The organism is Kitasatospora sp. NPDC041917 (assembly GCF_055589745.1).
In genome coordinates, this window is sequence record NZ_JBVJBI010000005.1 from 32,887 (window position 1) to 52,812 (window position 19,926).

Below are 19,926 nucleotides of genomic sequence, written 5' to 3' on the forward strand. Positions count from 1 at the left end.
CGGGGATCTCGGCCACCTGCGCCGATCATCAACAGATTCAAACATATCCGATCGTTTTCCAACAGATCGAGGGGCTTTGCGGGCCCCATCCGGGACCCCTCTTGCAGAGAAAGCCGCAGGTGTTGACCGTCAACGTCAATCGTGTTTGATTGTGTCGAGATTGGTCGCCGCCCATCGATGGAAGCCCGGAGTGGGAGGCGACGCGCGCGACGCACGGGAGCTGAACAGATGATCGACCAGGCCGCCACCGACTTCGAGGCCGTCCACGGCGCCCGGCCGAGCGGCGTGTGGGCCGCGCCCGGCCGGGTGAACCTGATCGGTGAGCACACCGACTACAACGACGGCTTCGTCCTGCCCATCGCCCTCCCGCACACCACCAGGGTCACCGCCCGCCGCCGCGCGGACGGCCGGGTGCGGCTCCACAGCACCCGGGGCGACGGCACCATCACCGACCTCGCGCTCGACGGCCTGGCCCCCGGGGTCGTCACCAGCTGGGCCGCCTACCCGGCCGGCGTGTTCTGGGCCCTCGCCGAGGCCGGACACGCGATCGGCGGCGCCGACCTCTCCGTCGACAGCGACGTGCCGGCCGGCGCCGGACTCTCCTCCTCCGCCGCCCTGGAGTGCGCCACGGCCGCCGCCCTGAACGACCTGTACGGGCTCGGCCTGTCCGCACCGGAACTCGCCCTGCTCGCCCAGCGCGCCGAGAACGCCTTCGTCGGCGTGCCTTGCGGGGTGATGGACCAGATGGCCTCCGCCTGCTGCACGGACGGTGCCGCGCTGCTCCTCGACACCCGGACGCTGGAGCGGCGCCACGTCCCGCTCGACCTGGAGGCGGCCGGCTACCGGCTGCTGGTGATCGACACCCGGGTCAAGCACGACCTCGGCGACGGCGCCTACGCCGCCCTGCGGGCCGGCTGCGAGCAGGCCGCCGACCTGCTCGGCCTGGACGCGCTGCGCGACCTGCCGCCCGCCGGCCTCACCGCCGCCCTGGAACGCCTCCCCGGGGAACTCGCCCCGCTGGTGCGGCACGTGGTCACCGAGAACCGGCGGGTGGCCGAGGCGATCGAGCACCTGGACGGCGGCCGGATCGCCGCGCTGGGGCCGGTCCTGACGGCCGGACACGCCTCGCTGCGCGACGACTTCCGGGTCTCCTGCCCCGAGACGGACCTCGCGGTCGAGGCCGCCGTGGCCGCCGGGGCGCCGGGCGCCCGGATGACCGGCGGCGGCTTCGGCGGCTCCGTCATCGCCCTGGTGGCCACGGCGGACGTGACAGCGGTCGCGGACGCGGTGCGGTCGGCCTTCGACGCCGCGGGCTTCGCCGCACCCGTCGCCTTCACCGCCGTCCCCTCGCCGGGGGCGCGCCGGCTGGCCTGACCGGGCGCGGCGCCCCCGCCCGGTCAGCCGGCGGCCGGCACCACGACGAGCTCCCCGACCGCGTCGGCGAGCGCGCTGCGGGCCGCCACCGGGAGGGCGTCGTCGGTGATGAAGCAGTCGACCTCCGTCAGGGTCGCGAAACTGCTCAGGCCGACGACGCCCCACTTCGTGTGGTCGGCGACCACGACAGTGCGGCGGGCCGAGGCGATCAGCGCCCGATTGGTCTGCGCCTCCGCCAGGTTGGGCGTGGTGAGTCCGGCCTGCTCACTGACGCCGTGCACACCGAGGACCAGCAGGTCCACGTGGAGCGTACGGATCGTCTGGTCCGCGAGGGCCCCCACCAGCGCCGCGGAGCGCGTCGGCGCCCCACCGGTCAACAGCAGCGACGGAACGGCCTCCGCTCCGTCGCTCTCCGCCGCCCACAGCAGGTCCGCGATCCGCAGGGAGTTGGTCACGACCGTCAGCCCCGGGACCTCCAGCAACCGCGAGGCCACCGCATAGGTCGTGGTGCCCGCGGACAGCGCCACCACACTGCCCGGCTCCACCCGCTGCGCCGCGGCGTCGGCCAGGGCGGCCTTGGTGCCCTCCTCCAGCCCGGACTTCACGTCGAAGCCGGGTTCGTCCGTGCTCGCGGTCCCGGCGGCGATGGCGCCGCCGTACACCTTCTGCACGGTGCCCTGCCGGGTGAGCGACTCCAGGTCACGGCGGATCGTCATGTCGGAGACGCCGAACCGGGGGACCAGGTCGGCGACGCGGACGGCGCCGGTGCGGAGGATCTTTTCGAGGATCAGCGTGCGGCGCTGGGCGGCGAGCAGGGTCTGGTCAGCCACGGAGGTCCTTTCGGTCGGCCGGGCACGGGGGGTGCCTCTACGGGTTTGGTCAAGGGGTCGGTGACGGTTGGGAGGTCGCACTCTGGTGTCCATGGAGACGAGCCGGCTGTCCTGGTGGCTGTCGATGAGGGCCTGCGGCCATGTGACTTCTGTGGTCACCTGGTCGCGGCGGACTCTGTTCTGTGTGTCGGTGATTCAGGCCGAGCCGGCGGGCCTGGGCGGGTAGAGGGTGCCGTCGCGGAGCATGGCGAACAGTCCGTCGACCCGGCGTCTGGCCAGGCGGAGGAGGGCCTGGGTGTGCCGCTTGCCCTGGCTGATCTTCTTGTCGTAGTAGGTGCGGGAGACCGGGTTGCTGAGTGAGTCGAACGCTGCCAGGGAGAACGCCCGTTTCAGCTGCTCGTTGCCGCGGCGGGAGGGTTGCTCGCCGCGTATGGAGGAGCCGGAACTGCGGGTCGCGGGGCGAGACCGGCGTATGAGGCGAGATGGGCGGCGGTCGGGAACGCGCTCGCGTCGCCGACGTCGATCAGGACCCGGGCGCCGGTCTGCGTTCCGATGCAGGGCATGAGAGGTGAGGATCGTGGAGAGCGGGTGCTCGTCCAGCACCTCCTGGATCCGCTTCTCCAGGAGCTTGCGCTGGTCGAGGACGGCCCGCAGCGAGCCGGCCAGACTCAGCACGATCAGCGCGGCTGCCTCGGTGCCCGGGACGACGACGGTCTGCTCGTCGAGCGCGGTGAGGATGTCCTCGACCGGGCGCTCGAACATACGTGGGGCCAAGGGCCGGGCGACGCCGAGCAGGCGGCGGCGTCCGGCCTTGCGCAGGGCGGGCGGAGGCAGGGAGCCCCGTTGCGGGGCCACGAAGACGGTAACAGGGGGCTCGTCGACGACCGGGAACACGGCCGGGTCGGCCGGGACCATTATCAGAGGCCCCCGACGCACGACTTCATCTCCGTCGACGGTCCGGCAGGGTGCGGGCTCGGGCGCACGCCGAGAGGCCGGGTGGCCCGGGGAGTGTTCCACGGGCCACCCGGTCTCGTTCTCGGCGCTCCGGCTACTCCTCGGTCGGGCCGAGGTCCGGCTGCTCGCGAAGCTCCACCGTGCGGGCGAAGTGGCCGGCGTGCAGTTCCAGCACGACGATCTCGTTCGGCCCGGGGCGCAGGACCGGGCCGGGAACGTACAGCGACCGCTGGGGGCCGCGGGACCAGTGGCGGCCGAGGTGGAAGCCGTTGATCCAGACGTTGCCCTTGGTCCAGCCGGTCAGGTGGACGAAGGTGTCGGCGGGCTCCTCGACCTGGAAGGTGCCCCGGTGGAAGGCCGGGCCGACGGCGGGTCCGTCGGTCGGGGCGAAGTCGAGCCCGCCGAGGTCGCTCAGGGGCAGCGGCCGGTTGGTCCAGCCGGTCAGCTCTACGCCGTCGAGCAGGACGCGGCCGGGCAGGCCCTTGCGGTCGTGCATCTCCTGCCCGTAGTTGACCCGGCCCTGGTTCTCCACCAGCAGCCGCAGCACGCTGCCCGCCCGGGGCACGGTGAAGGCGATCGCCCGTTCGTGGCTCTCGCGCTCCAGCACACCCACCGGCTGCCCGTCGACGAAGACCTGGGCGCGGTCGCGGACGTCGCCCAGCTCCAGCAGCACGGGGCCGGGGGCCGGCAGGATCGCCTGGTAGAGGACGTAGCCGAAGTCCTGCCGCAACTGCTCCATGGTGAGAGGGCGTTCGGAGGCCACTGCGGTGCCGAGCGCCGGCAGGCTGGCGAACAGCGGTGCGCTGTCGGTGAGTGCCACCGTGGTCGCGGGGAGCTTCGGGCCGGGGCCCGGTGCCGGCTCGGCCGGGACCGGCGCGTACTTGGCGATGACCTCGCGGAAGGCGTGGTACTTCGCGGTGGGCTCGCCGGCCTCGTCGAGCGGGGCGTCGTAGTCGTACGAGCCGACGGTGGGGCGGTAGGTGTGCTTGTCGTTGGCGCCGTTGGTGAAGCCGAAGCTGGTGCCGCCGTGGAACATGTAGAGGTTGACCGAGGCGCCGGTGGACAGCAGGTCGTCCAGCTCCTGCGCCGCCTGGGCCGGGTCGCGCACGACGTGGTGGCCGCCCCAGCGGTCGAACCAGCCGATCCAGAACTCGGTGCACATCAGCGGCCCGGTCGGCTGGTGCGTGCGCAGGGCGGCGATCCCCTCCCGGGAGCGGCTGCCGAAGTTGGCCGTGGCGAGCACGCCGGGCAGCGAGCCGCGGGCCAGGTCGGCGGGCTGGTCGCAGGTGAACAGCGGGACGTCCACGCCCAGTCGGCGCAGCAGGTCGGCGAGGTGGCCGAGGTGGGCGGTCTCGTCGCTGTAGGCGCCGAACTCGTTCTCCACCTGCACGGCCAGGACCGGGCCGCCCCGAGTGGCCAGCCGGTCGAGCAGCGGGGGGAGGAGCTGCTCGAAGTACGCCTCGACGGCGCGCAGGTACGCCGGGTCCTGGCTACGCAGCCGGATGTCCGGTTCGGCGAGGAGCCAGGACGGCAGGCCGCCGCCCTCCCACTCCGCGCAGATGTACGGGCCGGGGCGCAGCAGGACGTGGAGTCCTTCGGCGGCCGCCAGGTCGAGGAAGGCCGGGAGGTCCAGCTCCGCGTCCAGCCGGAAGACGTCCGGGCGGGGCTGGTGGAGGTTCCAGGGGACGTACGTCTCGACGGTGTTCAGGCCCATCAGCCTGGCCTTGCGCAGGCGGTCGGCCCACTGGTCCGGGTGGACGCGGAAGTAGTGCAGGCCGCCGGAGACGATGCGGAACGGTTCGCCGTCGAGGGTGAAGCCGTCGCCGTCGATCTGGAGGACGGGCATGGTGGTGCTCCTGGGGGGATGGTGGCTGAGGTGCGGGCCGGTGCCCGTGCGCAGGGGGCCGGACGGGCGCCGGCCGGTGCTCACGGTGCGGTGACCTTGAAGCCCTGCTGGTTGCCGTAGTCGGTGATGCGCTTCTGCCAGGCGGTCAGACCGGCGCCGAGGTCACCGGTCAGGCCCTGGCCGACGGTGTCCTTGAAGACCGAGTTGGCGTAGACCTGGAAGGGCAGGTACTGCCAGCCTTGGCCGACGGCGGCGGAGGAGGCGGCGAAGACCTGGTTGGCCGGCTGGCCGCCGAGGGAGGCGAGCGGCTTGTCGAGGAAGGCCTGGTCCTTGAGCAACTCGCTGCTCGCGGGGAAGAGACCGTTCTCGTTGAGCGACCGGACCGCCTGCGGGTCGGAGTCGAGCCAGATCGCGAAGGCGGCCGCGGCGGCCTTGTTCTTGCTGGTGGACGGCACGGCGACGGCGGAACCGCCCTGCTCGGCCGAGGCGTTCTCGCCGGCGCTCCACTGCGGCACCGGGGCGGCCCGCCAGTCCTTGGCGCTGTCGGGCAGGGTGGAGGCGATGTTGCCCGGGGCCCAGGCGCCGGTCAGCCACATCGCGTACTGCCCGCTGCCCATGGCCTGCCACCACTCGTTGGTCCAGCCGGGGGCGGGGTCGACGAGCTTGCGCGAGAGCAGTGAGGACCAGAGGTCGGAGACCTTCTTGGCACCCGGGTCCTGGAGGTTGACCGCGACCGAGGTGGCGTCCTTCTGCTGGAAGGGGCGACTGCCGGCCTGCCACATCAGACTGTCCATGCCGCCGGCGTCGCCCGGGTCGATCGAGGTGATGAACCGCTTCGGGTCCGACTCCTTGATCTTGACCGCGGCCGCCTCGAACTCGGCCCAGGTCTTCGGCGGTTGGAGGCCCAGCTCGTCGAGGATCCTCTTGTTGTAGAACATCGCCATCGGGCCGGTGTCCTGGGGGATGGCGTAGACGCCGCCGCCGACGGACACCTGTGACCACGCGGAGGGCGTGAACTTGGATTCCAGGCCCGCCGCGCCGAAGTCCTTGAGGTTCACCAGCCGCTTGGAGAGGGCGAGTTCGGGCAGCGCGAAGTACTCGACCTGGACCACGTCCGGGCCGCCGCTGCCGGCCTTGATCGCGGTCTGCAGCTTGGTGTACTCGGTGGCCGACTGGCCGGCGTTGACGATGTTGACCTTGATCTTGGGGTACTTCTGCTCGAACAGCGCGACGGTCTTGTCGAGGTTCGGCGCCCAGGTCCAGAAGGTGATCGTGGCCGGGGCGTCCAGGGCGGCGGCCGGGTCGGCTGAACCGCCGCCGGAGCCGGAACCCCCGCCGGAGCCGCAGGCGGTGAGGCCGAGGGCGAGGGCCGCGGCCGGGACGAGGGCGAGCAGTCTGCGGCGCGAACGGGTGCGCACGGGGGGCATGGATGGCTCCTTGCTGTGAGGGTGGGTTGAGCCGGGGGTGGGTTGAGCCGGGGGTGGCGAACGGTCAGGGGGTGGCGAACGGTCAGGGGGTGGTCATTCCTTGACGCTGCCCGCGGCCAGGCCGGACTGCCAGAACCTCTGGAGGAAGAGGAAGGCGACGACGAGCGGGATGATCGCGAGCAGGCTGCCGGTGATGACCAGCGGGTAGAAGTTGGTGGTGGTGGCGCCGCTGCCCGCGGCGCCGGTGGCCAGGGAGTTCCACTGGTTGAGGCCGACGGTGAGGGGGAACCACTTCGGGTTGCTGAGCACGATCAGCGGCAGGAAGTAGTTGTTCCAGGTCGCGACCAGGGCGAACAGCAGCACGGTGACGAAGCCGGGTGCGAGCAGCCGCAGCGAGATCGTGAAGAAGGTGCGTACCTCGCCCGAGCCGTCGATCCGGGCGGCCTCCAGCATCGAGTCCGGTACGGCCTCGGCGGCGTAGACCCGCATCAGGTAGACGCCGAACGGGCTGACCAGCGAGGGCAGCAGGACGGCCCACGGGGTGTCCACGATGCCGACCTTGCTGAACAGCAGGTACGTCGGGACGGCCAGCGCGGTGCCGGGGATGGCGATGGCGCCGAGCACCACCGCGGAGAGCGCGGTGCGGCCGCGGAAGCGGTACTTGGCGAGCCCGTAGCCGGCGGCGGTGGAGAGGAACGCGGCACCGCCGGCGCCCACGACCGCGTAGAGCAGGGTGTTGCCGAACCAGCGCAGGTAGATCCCGTCGTCGTAGGACAGGACGTCACCGATGTTGTCGAAGAGGTGGAAGCCGTGGCCGAACCAGAGGCCGAAGCCGCTGGTGAGCGACGCGCTGTCCTTGGTGCTGGACATGAACAGCCAGACCAGCGGGAGCAGCGCGTACACGAGCATGAGCCCCATGACGACGGTGAGCGCGTTGCTGGCGCGTCGCGGGCGTCGGCGGGTGGGGGTGTCGGTGCTCACTTGCCCTGTTCCTTCCGCATCGACCGGATCTGGACGGCGTACGCGACGATGGCGGTCACGCCCCCGAGGACCACGGCGACGGCTGCCGAGTAGTTGAACTGCTGGCCGTTGAACGCCAGGTTGTAGGCGTACATGTTGGGGGTGTAGCTGGTGGAGATCACGCCCGGTGCGAGCGACTGCATCACGTTGGGCTCGTTGAAGAGCTGGAACGTGCCGATGATCGAGAACACCGTCGCCAGCACCAGCGCGGAGCGCACCGCCGGGAGCTTGATGCTCCAGGCCTTGCGGAACTCGCCGGCACCGTCCATCTCGGCCGCCTCGTAGAGCTCCTGCGGCACGGTGCGCAGGGCGGCGTAGAGGATCAACATGTTGTAGCCGACGTACTCCCAGGTCACCACGTTGCCGATGGAGGCGAGCATCCAGGAGGAGCCGAGGAAGTCGGGCATGTCGACGTGCAGCAGGTCGCCGATCTGGCCGACCAGCCCGAAGCGGTCGCCGTACAGGTAGCCCCACATCAGCGAGGCCACCACGGCGGGGACGGCGTACGGGACGAAGATGCCGATCCGGAACAGGCCGGGCCTGCGCAGGCGTCCGCTGTCGACGGCGAGGGCGGCGACGAGGGCGAGGCCGAGCATCAGCGGCACCTGGACCACCAGGAAGAGCAGCACCCGCCACAGGCCCGCGCGGAAGAGCTCGTCGCCCAGCGCGCGCCGGTAGTTGTCGAACCCGACGAAGACGTTTCCGCCGATCATCCGGTCCTGGAAGAAGCTCAGGTACGCGGCGTAGCCGAGCGGCGCGGCGATGCCGATCACGAACACCACCAGGAACGGCGCGAAGAAGGCGAAACCGACCGCCCCGTGGCGGGACCGGTTGGCCCGTGAAGCCGGACGTGGTCGGGGTCGTGACCTGCTCTGACTGGATGGGGTGGAGGTGTGCGACGTGCTCACGCGTTCGTGCCCTTCGGCGATGTTTACGCCAACATGGCGTCGGCGTTGAGTTTCACCGTGCGCACTGAACGCGTCAAGCCGTCCGGCCGGTGTGATGCGCCTTCGTAACCGGGCGCCCCGGCTCGGCGGTGTGCCGCCATGGTTCGCCTTGAAGGGAAAATGCCTGGTGGGGTGGGGTATGGCGAGGCGTCGACGGTGTGTGCCCGAGGGCTGTGCGGGTCCCGGCGGAGGTAGGTTACTTTCCGGTATCGGTCCTGCGGATCAGGGGGCTTCGGGTTCGGTTCCGCGGATCTGGTTGTCGTATTGCGTTCGAATATGTTTATTCTTGTGTCATCCGGGGGTTGGCAGGTCGGCTCGGTCCCGGCCGGCCGCCTCCGGTGCACCGGCCCCGAAGCCCTGTGTCGGAACCGGATCTCGGCCGCCCGGGTCGGATGCGCCCCTGCGCGTCCGGCGCGGGCGCCACCCCATCCCCAAGCTCGCCGCCGGATCGTCCGGCCGGTGACCAGCACGTCCGCCCATCCGAACGATCCGTTCAACGGGCCGCTCCGCAGGAGTGGTGGCCCGGGCTCGGCCGGGGGCGGACGGGCGTCCGGGCCGTCGAGGGTCGGCCGCGGTCGCCGCCGCCGTCCCCCTGCCCGCACGCAGGCGGGGCGGCGGCCCTTTCGCATGCCCTGAGCTGCGGACTCCCGCCGATCATGGTCCGGCGCTACCATGTTCACGCTGACATTGGTGAAAGGACCGGTATGGATCAGAGTGGGACGCCCGGCACCGCCCGGGGCAGGTCACGGCCGCCCTCTCAGGCGGACGTCGCGGCCCTCGCCGGGGTGTCCTCACAGACCGTCTCCCGGGTCGCCAACAACCGCAGCAACGTGGAGCCGGAGACCCGTGAGCGGGTGCTGTCCGCGATGCGGATCCTCGGCTACCAGCGCAACAGCGCGGCCCGCGCGCTCACCCTCGGACGGTTCCACGTCCTCGGGGTGGTCACCTTCGACGTCGCCGCGCACGGCAACGCCCGTACCCTCGCCGCGATCTCCCGCGCCGCCCAGCGCGCCGGATACTCGCTGAACGTGGTCTGCGTCGAGGACCGGACCGAGGAAGCCGTGCAGCAGGCCGTCCGTCAGCTCACCGAGCAGGCCGTGGACGGCCTGATCGTGATCGAGGCTCAGATCCTCGACCGGCCGGGCCTCGACCTCCACTCCGGCGTGCCCGTCGTCGTCGCCGACGGCGACCCGGAACGCCGGTTCCCGTCGGTGGACACCGACCAGACGGCCGGGGCCACCGCGGCGACCCGCCACCTGCTCGACCTCGGGCACCGCACCGTCTGGCACGTCGGCGGACCGCAGGACTCCTACGCCGCCCGCCGCCGCGCCGCCGCCTGGCACGCCACGCTGAAGGCGGCGGGTGCCCCCGTCCCGCCGCTGCGCTACGGCGACTGGACGGCCGCCTCCGGGTACGAGATCGGCCTGGAGCTGGCCACCCGACCCGACGTCACGGCGGTCTTCGCCGCCAACGACCAGCTGGCCCTGGGAATCGTCCGGGCCCTCCACGAGGCGGGCCGCCGGGTGCCGCAGGACGTCAGCGTCGTCGGCTTCGACGACCTGCCCGAAGCGGCCTACTACCTCCCGCCGCTCACCACGATCCGCCAGGACTTCGAGGAGGTCGGACGGCAGTGCGTCGCCCAGCTCCTCGCCCAGATCGACCGGGCGTCCGAAGCTCCGACCGCCGACCGGACCGTCACCGTCACCCCGGACCTGGTCGTCCGCGCCAGCACGGCACCGGCCCCCTGACGGATCCCCAGGACGTCGGACGAGAAAGCGGGTGCCGCCCCGACCGGGCGACACCCGCTTCGTCATGCGGCCGTGCTCAGCCGATCCGGAACTGCTGGTTCGGACTCCCGCTGCACGTCCACTGCTCCATCGCGGCCCCGTCGGCCGTCGAGACGTTCGCCACGTCCAGGCACTTGCCGCTGTGCCGGGCCACCAGCGTGACGTAGCCGCCGCCCATGTCGCGCACCGACCACTGCTGGTTGTCGGCGCCGCTGCACGGGTACTGGTCGGCCGGTGCGCCGTCGGCGGTCGAGACGCCCGCGACGTCCAGGCACTGCCCGCTGCTGCGCGACACCACGGTCACGTAGCCGGGGCGGCCGGGCCGCAGCGACCACTGCTGGTCGGCGGTGCCGCCGCAGGTGTACTGCACCACCGGCGTCGCGGGGGTGGTGGAGGCGCCCGGAACGTCGGCGCACTTGCCGCTGTGACGCGCGGTCAGTGACGTCCAGGAATCCGGGGCGGCGCCGGGAAGGGTCCAGGACTGGTTCGCCGCCCCGGTCGCCTGCCAGACGTCGGCCGGCGCCCCGTCGCTCTTCGAGGCGCCCGCGACGTCCAGCAGGAGCCCGGTGGCCTTGTTGACCAGGGTCACGTGGCCGTTGCCGGTGGTGGAGAGCATCCACTGCTGCGCGGTCGAACCGTCCGGTGCGGCGAGGCTCACAGTGGTGGTGGCCGCCGCCGAGAGGGCCCGGCCGGTCCTGGCATTGGTGATGCCGTACGTCGCCGTGCTGTCCCAGCCGCCGGCGGCCTTGGTGAAGGTCCACCGCTGCGCCGGGTCGGCCGGGTTGAGGACGCGCTGGACCGGGCTGCTCTGGGCGGCGTCGGCCGCGAGGGCCATGCCGCTGTTGTCGCTGACCAGCTGGCGGGTCGTGCCGGTCGGCGCGGTCGCGGCCGTGGTGCTGACGCCGGTGGCGCCGGGCAGGACGAAGGTGGTCACCGAGCCCGGGCCGACCTGCGCGGTGAGCGTCTTCGCCGCGGTGGCGGTGAGGTCCGCGCCGCGCTCGACGTTCCGGGCCGCGTCGGTGGTGTACTGCTGCACCGGTACGGAGGTGTCGACGTTCTGGAAGCCCGCCAGGTCGAGCGTGACGGTCTGGGCCGCGCCGGTGGAGTTGGTGTACACCGCCACCGCCCCGGTGCCGCCGGGCCGAAGCGCGGCGAGCGTGTTCGAGGAGTCGGTGCCGATGACCCGGGCGCCGGGCCGGATGAACCGGCTGTAGTTGGCCATCGCCCAGTACTTCTTGTTCTTGCGGATCGGCTCGTTGGCCGGGTCGGCGGACCTCAGGTCGACCTGGATCAGGCCCCAGTTGGAGTTCTCGTGAGCCGGGGTCATGTTCGCGTAGTCCTCGACGGCCTGCCACATGACCCAGGATCCGGGCTCCAGGTACCGGAAGCCGTCGTTGATCAGTCCGGAGAAGCTCAGCGCCGGCCGCATGTCGGTGAAGCTCTGCGGCACGTAGCCGCCGGTGTCGACCTCGGACATCCACAGCGGCTTGCCGGCGCCCTTGGCGACGTCGCGGGCCGTGCCCCAGTTGCTGCCGCCGTAGGTGTGGGCGTTCAGCCTGGTCACGGCCGCCCGGGTGGTGGCCGGGTAGGCGGACCAGTCGTAGCTCATTCCGTCCGGAGTGCCCTCGTCCATTGCGGCGATCGGGGTGCTCAGGCCGGTCTTGGCGAGCGCGTCGTGCAGGCTGTCCACGATGTGCGCCTGGGAGGCGGTGGACCAGCTCGAACCCTCCTGCCCGTTGCCGGCCAGCCAGCCCGTGGAGGTGGGCTCGTTCACCGGTTCGACGGAGTCGAAGGTGACGCCGGTTCCGGCCTGGGCCAGCTTCAGCGAGCCGGCCAGGTAGGCGGCGAAGCGGTCGTACTGGTCGGAGCGGAGGTTGTCGTCCCAGGCTCCCGTCGAAGCCCCGGAGACCAGCCCGCTGTTGGTCATGAAGTAGGGCGCGGAGTTGGAGAAGGCCTCGAAGGTGTCGGCCCCGCGCGCCTTCGCGGCGCTCAGCCACCAGCGCTGGTTGGCGTCGGCCTGCGGGTTCCAGTGGTCCGGGTCGTTCGGGTCCCACCAGTTCGCGGGCTCGGTCCAGCCGGCCGTGCCGCTCGCCGGCGGCCCGAACCGGGCCGGCCGGTTCCAGTAGCCCGGCACGGCGGCGCCGGGCCGCATGTACGGCTTGGTCTCGGGGCTGTCCCCGCCGCCGATGTTGTAGCGGGCGACGGTGAAGCCCAGGCCGTCGGCGCCGTACAGGGCGTCGGCGAGCTGGTCGCGCTCGCTGTCGGGCCAGCCGCCGGTGACGTTGGCGAACCAGGCGAGCGAGGTGCCCCAGCCCTGGAACGGCTGCTGTTGGTAGCTGGGGTCCAGCCGGACGGTGACGTGCGCGGCCGCCTCGGCCGTGCTGGCTCCGGCCGGCGGGGCGGCCAGGCCGCCCAGGGCGAGGGTCGCAGCGGCGACGAGGGCCGCGCCGAGCCTGTGGCGGGAGCGCCGTCTGACGGCCGGTCGGTGATGTGGGGGCATCGGTCCTCCGTGAGGGGCGGGGGAAAGAGGGCAGGCAGAGACACGGCGCGCCCCCGGAGACCGGAGGACGTGCCGCGCGCGTGGGGCGTCCGACGACGGATCGCGGCCGGTCGACTGCCGTTTCACGTCCGCGATGTTGACGCAAACAACTTGTGTGGGAGAGTGTCGGAGTCCTGTTCATTCATGTCAAGGGGAGCACTGCGGCGTGTGGTCGGTCGGCGCGTCCTCGGGCGCCCGCCATACGGGCGGAAGTGGCGGGACGTCAACATCCAGGCGCCGACGGCTGCCGTTTCAGCAGCTCACGGTGGGCGGACCCGCTACGTCGCCGAGGGATTGTGACCGAAGGCGAACGGCAATCCGTCGGATTCGACGGTGCGGGAAGCATCATGACCGAACGTGAACACACGGATTCGCACAACACGGGAAAGGGGGCCGCCAATGCCGCGGCAGTACGTGCGGCCCCCGTCCGCACGACGGGCATCGTCCCGTTTCCGCGCCCCTTTCCACACACTGCCGAACGGAGAGCAGCCCCGTGTCCAGAGACGTACTCGTCTCCACCGGTGACCCGATGGTGTCCCAGGAGGCCGCCGCGGCCATGCCGGACGGCCGGCCCGTCACCCGCTGGACGTTCGGCTCCCGGGCCGGGGTGACGGCGGAGGTGCTCAGCCTGGGCGCCCGCCTCCAGGCCCTGCACGCACCGGACCGGGACGGACGGCCGGCGAACGTCGTCCTCGGCTGCGACCGTGTCGGGGACCTGCTCGGGGACGCCGCCTACCTCGGCGCGACGGTCGGCCGCTACGCCAACCGGATCGCCGGCGGCGTGCTTCCTCTGGACGGCACGACGTACCGGCTGGCGACCCAGCCCACCGGTCACACCCTGCACGGCGGCCCGGACGGTTTCGCCACCCGCCTCTGGGCCGGCGTACCGGTACGGAAAGACGGGCACGTCGGCGTCCGGCTGCGCCTGCGCAGCCCCGCCGGGGACCATGGGTTCCCGGGCACCGTCACCGCCGAGGTGACGTACCTGCTCGGTCCCGACGGCGAACTCTCGATCACCTACCAGGCGTTCACGGACGCCCCGACGGTCGTCAACCTCACCAACCACGCCTACGTCAACCTGGCCGGCGAGGGCCGCGGAACGGTGCTCGACCACCAGCTCCGCGTCGACGCGGCCGGCTACCTCCCGGTGGACGGGGACCTGATACCGCTCGGCCCGGTCGAGCCGGTCGCCGGCACTCCGTTCGACCTCCGCAGCGCCCGCAGGATCGGCACCTGCGTCACCGCGGAGCACCCCCAGATCCTGGCGGCCGGACGCGGATTCGACCACACCTGGGTGCTCGACGGCACCGGCCTGCGGCGGGCCGCCCTGCTCAGCCACCCGGCGAGCGGCCGACGCGTCGAGTGCCTGACCACCGAGCCGGGACTCCAGGTCTACACCGGGAACCACTTCGACGGCTCCCTGACCGGCCGCTCCGGCCGCCGATACACCAAATATGCGGGCATCGCCCTGGAGACCCAGCACTTCCCGGACTCGCCCAACCGGCCCGACTACCCCTCCACCCTGCTGCGCCCGGGAGAGAACTACCGGTCGAGGACGGTGTACCGCTTCTCGGCCGAGTAGCGGCGCTGCGCCAAGGACGAACGGGGACGACCCCCGTACTCCTGCCGCCGGCGGGAGGCGGCCGCTCAGCCGTGCAGGGGTTCGGCCAGTCGTCCCAGCAGCCCCGCGACCAGGGCTGTCTGTGTGGGGACGGTGTCGGGGTAGATGAATTCGCCTTGGGCGTGGGCGCTGTCGCCGACTGCCTGCTCGCCTGGGAGGAGGCTGAGCGCCTTACCCGGGCACCCGTGGTCACTCATGAGAACGCGCAGGTCACAAGCCCTGGATGAGGTTTTCGGCAGGGGCGGGGTGAGCGAAGCGGGTCGGCCGTGCTTCGGCGCCGCAGCACTCGATGCCACCTGAAGACGCGTCATAGGATCTTGTCTTCGAGTTCCCAGTCGAGGTGCCAGAGTCGGACGACGCCGTCAAGCCCGCCGGTCAGTGCGAAGGATCGAACGGACCAGACCCCGGTTCAGGGTTAAGCGAGTGCCTGTTCACTCCAGATGATCTTGCCGGTTTCGGTGTAGCGGGTTCCCCAGCGGTTGGCGAGCTGGGCGACGAGGAAGAGTCCGCGTCCGCCTTCGTCGGTGGTGGCGGCGTAGCGCAGGTGGGGTGCGGTGCTGGTGCCGTCGGAGACTTCGCAGATGAGGGAGGTGTCGCGGATCATGCGTAGGTGGATGGGCGGGGCGCCGTAGCGGATGGCGTTGGTGACCAGTTCGCTGAGGATGAGTTCGGTGGCGAATGCCTGTTTGTCGATGCCCCAGGCGTCGAGTTGGTCATTGACCGCGGCACGGACGGGCGCGACGGCGGCGGGATCCTGGGGCACGTCCCACTGGGCGATGTTGTCGGGGGTGAGGGTGCGGGTGCGGGCGACGAGCAGGGCGATGTCGTCGCGCTGGTGGGCTGGCGGCAGGCGGCGCAGGACGGCGGCGCAGGTCTGTTCGGGGCTGCGACCAGGGTGGGCGAGGGTTTCGCGGAGCAGGTGCAGGCCGGTGTCGATGTCGTGGTCGGGGCTTTCGACGAGGCCGTCGGTGTAGAGGACCAGGAGGCTGCCCGGCGGCAGGTCGAACTGGGTGGTCTCGTAGGGCAGAGCGGTCAGGCCGAGGGGGTGGCCTGGTGGGATTTCGGGGTAGTGGGCCGTGCCATCGGGGTGGACGACGACGGGCGGCGGATGGCCAGCGGTGGCCATGGTGCAGGTTCCGGTGGTGGGGTCATAGATGGCGTACAGGCAGGTGGCGCCGGTGATGGTGTCCTCGGGGTCGGCGGTTTCCTGGTCGATGCGCTGGACGAGTTCGTCGAGGTGGGCGAGGAGTTCGTCCGGAGGGATGTCGAGGCTGGAGAAGTTGTGGACGGCGGTGCGCAGGCGGCCCATCGTGGCAGCGGCGTGGATCCCGTGTCCGACGACATCACCGACGACCAGGGCGACCCGCGTGCCGGGCAGCGGGATCGCGTCGTACCAGTCGCCGCCGGCGCCCGCCTGGGCGGGCAGGTAGCGGTGGGCGACCTCCAGGGCGGACTGCGGGAGCAGGTCGCCGGGCAGCAGGCGGCGTTGGAGGCTGGTGGCGAGGGTGTGCTCGCGGGTGTACCGACGGGCGTTGTCGATGCACAGGGCGGCGTGCGCGGTCAGGTCCTCGGCCACCGAGCGGTCGTCCTCCTCGAAGGGCGCCGAGGTGTCCGCACGCCAGAACTCGGCGACCCCGAGCAGGATGCCGCGGGCCAGCAGCGGGGCCGCGATCATCGAGTGCACGCCGTAGTCCATCAGGGCGCGGGTGGCGGGCGGGTCGTGCTCCTGCCATGCGGTGGCGTCGGCGAGGCGGGGTTCGAGCCTGGACTGTCCGGTGCCCAGGCTCCAGCCCTGGGGGGTGGCCGGGCCGAAGTCGGTGGTGCGGCCGAGCTGGTAGAAGGGTGCGTCGTCGCGGATGCCGCTGATCGCGACGCGGACCACCTCGTGGTAGTCACGCTCGGTGGGCTCGTCGCCCGACACGACTCCGGGGGCCAGGTCGACGGTGACGAAGTCGGCGAACCGGGGTACCACCGCCTCGGTGAGCTCCTGGGCGGTGCGGGTCACGTCCAGGGTCGTCCCGATGCTCGTGCCGGCCTCGTGCACCAGACGCAGGCGACCGCGTGCCTTCTCCGCCCGTCCCGACAGAGCGCGCAGTTCGGTGGTGTCGCGTAGGGTCGCCACGCTGCCGGGCGGACCGCCGACGTCGTCGGTGGTCCGGATGTTCACCGCCAGCAGCCGCTCCCCGGCCGCGACCACCTCGTCGCTGGCCACGCTGCCGCCGGCCAGCAGTGCAGCCACCGGCCCTTCCAGACCCAGTTCCGCCACCGGGCGGCCCTCGCAGTCCGGGGGCAGCTCCAGCAGGTGCCGCGCCTCGTCGTTGGCGAGCACCACCCGGTCTTCGCCGTCGACGATCACGACACCCTCGCGCACCGCGTGCAGCACCGCGTCGTGGTGCTCGTACATCCGGGTCATCTCGGCCGGTCCCAGGCCCCGGGTCTGCCGGTTGAGCTTGCGGCTGATCAGGGCCGTCCCCAGCACGGACACCACCAGAGCACCGGCGGCCCCGGCGAACAGGATGCGCACGCGCTGGCCGATGACACCGTTGATGTCGCTGATGTGGGTGCTGGCGGCCACCCATCCGACGAACGTGCCGTTGTCGTACACCGGAACCCGGGCGACCACCTGCTCTCCGCCCGCGCTGGTGGTGACCTTGGCGAAGTTCGGATGGTCGCGGGACAGCGTGGGCACGATGCCGGGCTCCAGCGTGGTACCGACCCGGTACGAATAGCGGTCGGCCACCCGGACGTACTGCGCGTTGATGACCTGGATGCCCGTGTCGCCCAGGGCCTGCGATGCCGCCTCGGCTTTGGGCTGAAGGATCGCCGACGGGTTGCCGGTAGCCAGCGCGGGCGCGACCCCCGCCGAGGTGGCGAAGGTCTGGGCGACACCCATCGCCCGGCTCCGGGCCTTCTCGTTGATGTCGCCGTGCGCCTGCACCACCAGCTCCAGCGCGGCGGCCACGACCAGTAGCAGCACCACCACCAGCTGCAGCACGAACACCCGGCCCGCGACACTGCGCGGATTGAACATCGACCGCCGCCGCTGCCCGGCTTGCCCCCGATCCCGGTCATCGCCCGATGAATCGGAGGGCCCCGCAGCCCGGCGCCGGGCATGTGAGAGCGCAGCGAACCGGCTGTTAAACCACCGCATACACCATATCTACACCGATGATCAAGGCCGAGCCAGCCGGAAACCAACGTGATGCAGGCGCCCCGGACCGGCGGTATCTTGCCCTGGGCGGCGCACACACCCGTCCCGGTAAGGATGCCTGCAAGGCGCCCTGGCCGGGACAGGACCGAGGGTTGCCGTTCTCCGCGACCACGAGCTTCGCCAGCTCGTCGATCTGCAAACGGTCACCGGCCTGCTGAGGCCGGGCAGCGCGGGCAGTAACACCGCCGTCGACCACATCGAAACAGCCCGCCTGGCCCTGGCCCAGCTCCCGAAGAAGCACCGGCGCGGACGCCGAACCCTGATCCGCACGGACTCCGGCGGCGGCACCTAAAAATTCCTCAACTGGCTCGCCGCGCGGCCGATGGCTGTCCTACTCGGTCGGGATGACCATCACCGATGCCATCCACGCCGCTGTGCTCCTGGTCCCGGCTTCGGCCTGGGCCCCGGCCGTCGAGCGGATCTTGCGCCACGACTGGCCGGCTTCCCAGTCGTGCAGGCCCATGTCGTGGCCCCGGCAGGCGTCGTCGTCACAGCGGAAGCGGTAGCGGAACTCGTAGGGAACCCATTCGAGGGGCCGGTGGTCGGGGTTCAACATGTCGGTCTGGTTGACGATGCCGTGCTGCTCAGCGGTCCAGGGGCTGGCGTCAGCGAGGCGGAAAGAGTCGATGCGCGCGGGGCGGAACAGCCCGAGGGAGGTTCCGTCGGCGGCCTGGAGGCGTTTGATCGCGCACAGGGACGGTTGGATCAGCGGTCTGGCGATGTCGAGGCGCTCGGCCCAGCCGTTGCGGCTAAGTTCGGAGACCTACCTGTGTGCCTGGTCGTTCTACGGCCCGCCTTCGAGGTGCTGAAAGCCCGCAACGTCACCCGATCCGGGCGCTGGCGGCTCTCCTCGAAGACGCTGGACATCGTCTATCGAGACATGGCGGCCTGGCGGGAGTTCGACGTGCCCGTCCTCTACAACACCGAACTGGATTTCGGCCAGGCAGTCCTGAGGCTGAACGAGATCTGGGCGGCCTTCCGTTCGGAGCAGGGCTGAACGCTCACGGGGTGTCGTTTACCGCGGCGCCGGCTGCCCGTGCCGTAGGTGGGGAAACCGGGCACGTCGTGGCAGGACCACCGGTCGCCTCCCCGGGCCGGTGGTCCTGGCGTGTCGCACATCCGGAGGTCTCGGCCTTCGACAATAGGTTAACCCCTTGGCTAGGGGGCAAGGGGCCTAATCGACCGCCGGCCGCTGATCGAGTGTATGTGACTGCAGGTCAGTTATGGCCGAAGTCGAACTTTACGGTGACTGGCGCGTGGTCGCTCCATCGTTCGGCGTGGGATGCGGCGCGTTCGACGTAGGCCTCGACGGCCCTGTCGGCGAGGCCTTTTGTACAAACACTTAGGTCAATCCTCCAGCCGGAGTCGTTGTCGAAGGCGCGGCCGCGGTAGGACCACCAGGAGTAGGGGCCGGTGCGGTCGGGGTGGAGGGCGCGGACGACGTCGACGTAGCCGGCCTCGTCGTAGACGTGGGAGAGCCAGGCGCGCTCTTCGGGGAGGAAGCCGGCGGACTTCTGGTTGGCCTTCCAGTTCTTGAGGTCCTCGGGCCGGTGGGCGATGTTCCAGTCGCCGCAGACGACGACCTCGCGGCCGTCGGCGGCGGCGCGGGTGCGCAGGGCGGTGAGGTGGACGAGGAATTCCGCCATGAAGCGTTCCTTCTCGTCCTGGCGTTCGGTGCCGACTTCACCGGAGGGGAGGTAGAGGCTGGCGACGGTCAGGCCGGGGAGGTCGATTTCGACGTACCTGCCCGAATCGTCGAATTCCTCGGAGCCGAATCCGATCACCGTGCGCTGCGGCTTCTCGCGGGTGAGGATGGCGACGCCGGCCCGGCCCTTGGTGGCGGCCGGGGCCCAGACCGCGTGCCAGCCGTCGAGGTCGCGCAGCTCGGCGGGCAGCTGCTCGGGTTCGGAGCGCACCTCCTGTAGGCAGACCACGTCGGCCTCGGTGCCGGCCAGCCATTCGACGAAGCCCTTCCTGGCCGCTGCCCGGATTCCGTTCACGTTCACACTCGTCACCACGATCACCCGGGCAGCCTACCGACTGGTCGTTCCCGACCCGAATCGTGACGCGCGGGGCCGATGGCCGGGTGGCCGGCTCCGCGGGGTGTGGACTCCGAGATTCCGATGGAGGTGGATGGTGGCAGTGACTGACAGGACCTGTCGTGAACGCGGCATGAAGATGTGCGACAGTCCCATCAAGCCGCGCCATTGGTCTTGACCATCTTCGGACGGAGCGCCTAGGGTCACTTACTGCAAGGACCTTTAATAAAGAAGGACGGATAAAGGCCCGCTCTCCCACCTGCCGCAACTGCGGACGGTGGGCCCGGGATCCGCCCTCCTTGTCTCAGGGCGGACAGCATCAGGGTGGAGG

Annotated in this window: 13 protein-coding genes and 3 pseudogenes; 5 read left to right on the forward strand and 11 right to left on the reverse strand. The window is 71.2% G+C overall.

Features of this window, described 5'->3' with window-relative positions:
- The first annotated feature begins 228 nt into the window (after nucleotides 1-228).
- Complete coding sequence (gene galK, locus ACZ6EM_RS07620; protein WP_465771954.1) at nucleotides 229-1,374, forward strand: galactokinase; 1,146 nt, start codon at nucleotides 229-231, stop codon at nucleotides 1,372-1,374.
- A gap of 23 nt (nucleotides 1,375-1,397) precedes the next feature.
- On the opposite strand, the gene ACZ6EM_RS07625 is transcribed toward galK, so the two are convergent.
- From ACZ6EM_RS07625 to ACZ6EM_RS07650, 6 genes and pseudogenes are all read right to left on the reverse strand, one after another.
- A complete protein-coding gene (locus ACZ6EM_RS07625) occupies nucleotides 1,398-2,204 on the reverse strand; it encodes a DeoR/GlpR family DNA-binding transcription regulator (RefSeq protein WP_465771955.1) in 807 nt (268 codons plus the stop codon).
- Between the two features lie 195 nt (nucleotides 2,205-2,399).
- Nucleotides 2,400-3,092 (reverse strand): annotated as a pseudogene (locus ACZ6EM_RS07630) (transposase); the annotation flags it as partial.
- A gap of 160 nt (nucleotides 3,093-3,252) precedes the next feature.
- Nucleotides 3,253-5,004: a glycoside hydrolase family 35 protein gene (locus ACZ6EM_RS07635; protein WP_465771956.1), complete on the reverse strand. Its 1,752-nt coding sequence runs from the start codon at nucleotides 5,002-5,004 to the stop codon at nucleotides 3,253-3,255.
- An 80-nt stretch (nucleotides 5,005-5,084) separates the two neighbouring features.
- On the reverse strand, nucleotides 5,085-6,431 hold the full coding sequence (locus tag ACZ6EM_RS07640; protein ID WP_465771957.1) for an ABC transporter substrate-binding protein: 1,347 nt from the start codon (nucleotides 6,429-6,431) through the stop codon (nucleotides 5,085-5,087).
- Nucleotides 6,432-6,524: 93 nt separating this feature from the next.
- Nucleotides 6,525-7,412 (reverse strand): carbohydrate ABC transporter permease, encoded by an 888-nt coding sequence (locus tag ACZ6EM_RS07645; RefSeq protein WP_465771958.1) that lies wholly within the window; start codon nucleotides 7,410-7,412, stop codon nucleotides 6,525-6,527.
- Nucleotides 7,409-8,224 (reverse strand): carbohydrate ABC transporter permease, encoded by an 816-nt coding sequence (locus ACZ6EM_RS07650; RefSeq protein ID WP_465771959.1) that lies wholly within the window; start codon nucleotides 8,222-8,224, stop codon nucleotides 7,409-7,411. Before ACZ6EM_RS07650 ends, ACZ6EM_RS07645 begins: the two co-directional genes overlap by 4 nt.
- 878 nt (nucleotides 8,225-9,102) lie before the next feature.
- Between ACZ6EM_RS07650 and ACZ6EM_RS07655 the strand changes: the two genes are divergently transcribed.
- Nucleotides 9,103-10,146, forward strand: a complete 1,044-nt coding sequence (locus tag ACZ6EM_RS07655) for a LacI family DNA-binding transcriptional regulator (RefSeq protein ID WP_465771960.1) — start codon at nucleotides 9,103-9,105, stop codon at nucleotides 10,144-10,146.
- A 76-nt stretch (nucleotides 10,147-10,222) separates the two neighbouring features.
- On the opposite strand, the gene ACZ6EM_RS07660 is transcribed toward ACZ6EM_RS07655, so the two are convergent.
- Complete coding sequence (locus tag ACZ6EM_RS07660; RefSeq protein ID WP_465771961.1) at nucleotides 10,223-12,685, reverse strand: RICIN domain-containing protein; 2,463 nt, start codon at nucleotides 12,683-12,685, stop codon at nucleotides 10,223-10,225.
- A gap of 532 nt (nucleotides 12,686-13,217) precedes the next feature.
- Here ACZ6EM_RS07660 and ACZ6EM_RS07665 point away from each other — a divergent pair.
- Nucleotides 13,218-14,306: an aldose epimerase family protein gene (locus tag ACZ6EM_RS07665; protein ID WP_465771962.1), complete on the forward strand. Its 1,089-nt coding sequence runs from the start codon at nucleotides 13,218-13,220 to the stop codon at nucleotides 14,304-14,306.
- A gap of 65 nt (nucleotides 14,307-14,371) precedes the next feature.
- On the opposite strand, the pseudogene ACZ6EM_RS07670 reads toward ACZ6EM_RS07665, so the two are convergent.
- Together ACZ6EM_RS07670 and ACZ6EM_RS07675 are read right to left on the reverse strand one after the other, a co-directional pair.
- A pseudogene (locus ACZ6EM_RS07670) lies at nucleotides 14,372-14,497 on the reverse strand (M20 family peptidase); the annotation flags it as partial.
- Nucleotides 14,498-14,760: 263 nt separating this feature from the next.
- Nucleotides 14,761-17,376, reverse strand: a complete 2,616-nt coding sequence (locus tag ACZ6EM_RS07675; protein ID WP_465771963.1) for a SpoIIE family protein phosphatase — start codon at nucleotides 17,374-17,376, stop codon at nucleotides 14,761-14,763.
- A 316-nt stretch (nucleotides 17,377-17,692) separates the two neighbouring features.
- Between ACZ6EM_RS07675 and ACZ6EM_RS07680 the strand changes: the two are divergent.
- Nucleotides 17,693-17,972, forward strand: a pseudogene (locus ACZ6EM_RS07680) (transposase); the annotation flags it as partial.
- Here the strand turns inward: ACZ6EM_RS07680 and ACZ6EM_RS07685 are convergent.
- A complete protein-coding gene (locus ACZ6EM_RS07685; RefSeq protein ID WP_465771964.1) occupies nucleotides 17,888-18,112 on the reverse strand; it encodes a hypothetical protein in 225 nt (74 codons plus the stop codon). The pseudogene ACZ6EM_RS07680 and the gene ACZ6EM_RS07685 sit on opposite strands and share 85 nt — an antisense overlap.
- Nucleotides 18,113-18,133: 21 nt before the next feature.
- Here ACZ6EM_RS07685 and ACZ6EM_RS07690 point away from each other — a divergent pair, with 21 nt between their 5' ends.
- Nucleotides 18,134-18,553 (forward strand): hypothetical protein, encoded by a 420-nt coding sequence (locus tag ACZ6EM_RS07690; RefSeq protein ID WP_465771965.1) that lies wholly within the window; start codon nucleotides 18,134-18,136, stop codon nucleotides 18,551-18,553.
- A gap of 220 nt (nucleotides 18,554-18,773) precedes the next feature.
- Here the strand turns inward: ACZ6EM_RS07690 and ACZ6EM_RS07695 are convergent, their stop codons facing one another.
- Nucleotides 18,774-19,571, reverse strand: a complete 798-nt coding sequence (locus tag ACZ6EM_RS07695; protein WP_465772109.1) for an exodeoxyribonuclease III — start codon at nucleotides 19,569-19,571, stop codon at nucleotides 18,774-18,776.
- Nucleotides 19,572-19,926: the final 355 nt, after the last annotated feature.

Coding starts and splice junctions, on each gene's coding strand:
- galK (WP_465771954.1), top strand. CDS start 229: ATGATCGACCAGGCCGCCACCGACTTCGAGGCCGTCCACGGCGCCCGG.
- ACZ6EM_RS07640 (WP_465771957.1), bottom strand. CDS start 6,431: ATGCCCCCCGTGCGCACCCGTTCGCGCCGCAGACTGCTCGCCCTCGTC.
- ACZ6EM_RS07635 (WP_465771956.1), bottom strand. CDS start 5,004: ATGCCCGTCCTCCAGATCGACGGCGACGGCTTCACCCTCGACGGCGAA.
- ACZ6EM_RS07675 (WP_465771963.1), bottom strand. CDS start 17,376: ATGTTCAATCCGCGCAGTGTCGCGGGCCGGGTGTTCGTGCTGCAGCTG.
- ACZ6EM_RS07660 (WP_465771961.1), bottom strand. CDS start 12,685: ATGCCCCCACATCACCGACCGGCCGTCAGACGGCGCTCCCGCCACAGG.
- ACZ6EM_RS07685 (WP_465771964.1), bottom strand. CDS start 18,112: ATGTTGAACCCCGACCACCGGCCCCTCGAATGGGTTCCCTACGAGTTC.
- ACZ6EM_RS07655 (WP_465771960.1), top strand. CDS start 9,103: ATGGATCAGAGTGGGACGCCCGGCACCGCCCGGGGCAGGTCACGGCCG.